Annotated in this window: 1 protein-coding gene; it reads right to left on the bottom strand. The window is 70.0% G+C overall.

Annotation, left to right across the window (positions count from 1 at the left end):
* Positions 1-43: 43 nt before the first annotated feature.
* Entirely contained in the window at positions 44-595 is a 552-nt protein-coding gene (locus BZY54_RS48540; protein WP_244217732.1) for a Repetin, read from the bottom strand.
* Between the last annotated feature and the right edge of the window lie 44 nt (positions 596-639).

The following is a 639-nucleotide window of genomic DNA, read 5'->3' as shown; positions in this document are numbered from 1 at the left end:
TGCTGCGCCGCTTCTCCTCGGGCTCGCCCACCTGAGCCCTGGTCTACTCGGTGGGGAACACCGGGTGCCAGGGGAGCACCTTGAAGTCGCCGCTGCCCTTCTTGACGGTCTCGAACGGTCCCGTGCTCAGACATCGGGGCACCGTCAGATGCTCGGTGTCCTGGCTGAGCCAGCTGTAGCCGAGCCTGTCGTGCTTCCCGTCGTCGGTGACCGTGATCCCGACCCGGCGCCCCTTGTACGGGGTGTCCGATCCGGTCACGACGCCCGTCATCACGGCCGTGCTCCCGCCCGTCATCAGGCAGTCGACCCGGCCCCTGGCCCAGCCGCCCCTGCCGTTCAGGTAGTGACTGAAGGCGAAGGTTCCGTACGCCTTCTCCGGGTGCATGTTGTCCTTCGCCGCCAGGTGCGCGTCGAAGCTGAAGGTGATGTCGTCGCCGAGCGGGCGGTACAGCTTGGCCGTGCCGGTCAGCGCCGCCGCCTCCCGCTGCCGCTGGTGGCCGTGGTCGTCACCGGCCATGGCGACGGCCGTGCCTGCCGCGGTCACCAGCAGTGCCGCTGCCGACGCCGTCAGAACGCGCATGCGTCCGAGAGCCATGGAAAACCCCCTGTGTGCCCCGCTCGCCCGGTCCCTCCGGGCGA

The sequence above is a fragment of the Streptomyces carpinensis genome (assembly GCF_002154505.1).
In the GTDB taxonomy this organism is placed as follows: domain Bacteria; phylum Actinomycetota; class Actinomycetes; order Streptomycetales; family Streptomycetaceae; genus Streptomyces; species Streptomyces carpinensis.
Note: the sequence above shows the minus strand (reverse complement) of the source record. Positions and strands in the feature narration are given on the sequence as shown.